Source organism: Vibrio sp. Vb0937, assembly GCF_033338855.1.
In genome coordinates, this window is sequence record NZ_JAWOTK010000134.1 from 1 (window position 1) to 1,618 (window position 1,618).

At 46.2% G+C, this 1,618-nt stretch carries 2 protein-coding genes; both read right to left on the minus strand.

The window, feature by feature from the left end; genetic code table 11:
- The coding region (locus R7P67_RS23785) for a LysR family transcriptional regulator (protein ID WP_318086188.1) at positions 1 to 881 on the minus strand (881 nt) is incomplete at its 3' end.
- Positions 882 to 958: 77 nt separating this feature from the next.
- Positions 959 to 1,432, minus strand: coding sequence for a hypothetical protein (locus R7P67_RS23790; protein WP_015313591.1), 474 nt, complete (start codon positions 1,430 to 1,432; stop codon positions 959 to 961).
- Between the last annotated feature and the right edge of the window lie 186 nt (positions 1,433 to 1,618).

The following is a 1,618-nucleotide window of genomic DNA, read 5'->3' on the forward strand; positions in this document are numbered from 1 at the left end:
AGAAATACACGCAGACGCGCAGGCATGTATTTGGTTTGTGCGTACTGCATGGCGACCGCACCGTGGTAGTTACTTTTGATCATCCAATCGGACAACACTTCGACCACTTCTCCGCACTCTAATGCCTCTTTCACCACGAAATCGTGGAAGATGCCAATCCCTAAACCTGCTTTGACGCCATTTAGGCGCATTTGCGAATGGTTGACCGCATACCGACCACTGACCGCGATGGAATGAAACGCCTCTTCTTTAAAAAACGACCAAATGTTGTCTTTGTCGTTTTCTGCTAGGTAAATACAGTCGTGCTGTTCAAGTTGCGTCGGATGTTCTGGCATGCCTCTTTGTGCGAGGTAGTCTGGCGACGCACACAAAACCAGATTGGTTTTGCTGATCTCTTTGAGCACCAAATTTTCATCCGGTTTATCGGTGAGTTTAAAGGCAACATCAATGCCCTGACGAAACAGGTCGATTTCCCCGTCGGCAGCGCGCAGCTTGAGCTGAATTTTTGGATAACGTTGCAAAAAAGGCAGCACGAACGGTTGTAAGACCGAGTTTAAAAACGCCTCTGGTGCCGCCACCGTGAGCGCGCCAGTTGGTTCGGCATGTTCTTCCGCAGATAGCTCAACGGCTTGCTGCGCGGCATTAACCATCGCAATGCTTTGGTCATACACTTTTTGCCCTGCTTGAGTAATGAGCAGCTTGCGCGTGGTGCGTTCAAACAACTTCACGTTGAGGGCTTGCTCCAAACGGGTGATCAGTTTGCTTAACGCAGATGGGGTAACGCCAAGCTGTTTGGCTGCGGCAGTAAAACTGCCTTCGTTGACCACCAAAATAAAGGAGGCCAAATCGGGCAGTAGAGCAATGAGTTTTGGATTAACCATAAAGATTCCGTTCTACGCGGCGTATTAAAAGTATTGTCTGGCAGGGCTTTACGAGGTGCAAGTGTGCTAGTCTCGCTTTAACGATATTTTGCCAAAAAGGCGTGAAGAATCGGCAACCCAGACTCGTTAGTATGATAACGCTGCCAACATTGATAAATGGCGGTTTCATGTTCTGCGACTAAATCAAATGCAGTTTGAAAATTGACAGCGTTTGAATTCTTCTCTATCGCGAGAGTTTGCCATTCTCGGTATGTCACTTCGTACGGCTCAACCCAATTGAGTAGCGTGGCAACCAGCTCTGACCAAGGTAAATCGATCCACTTTTCTGCATCGGAAAGACCTTTTTCCATCATTTCTTGATGACGGTCTTCTATCTCCATTCCATGTGCTTGCAAAACAGGTTTGAGTTTTTCAGCGGTCAGTTTTTCCACGTCGACTAAAGTTTGCCAAAGCGCGCGTTGCTCTGCCTGTTTGTAGTTGTTGAGATAGTGACTGAAAAAGGCAATACCGTAGATTTCTCCATAGTATGCAGTAAGTAAATTGTTGAGCATTTTAATGTGCGTTTGGGGAACTGATGGGCGCTATTTTATAACGGAATGAAAGAGATAAGAAGTTGTGAGAATTTTATGAGAATTCGATGAAGTTACCGAGATATTTGCTCGTCATGCTTAAAGTCAAGAATGACAAACGTTCGAAAGCAATGCTGCTCAAGCCAACAAAAGACGATGTTCAAGGGC

Bases quoted from the DNA above. Each gene is read 5' to 3' on its own strand.
- R7P67_RS23790 (WP_015313591.1), bottom strand. From the start codon at position 1,432: ATGCTCAACAATTTACTTACTGCATACTATGGAGAAATCTACGGTATT.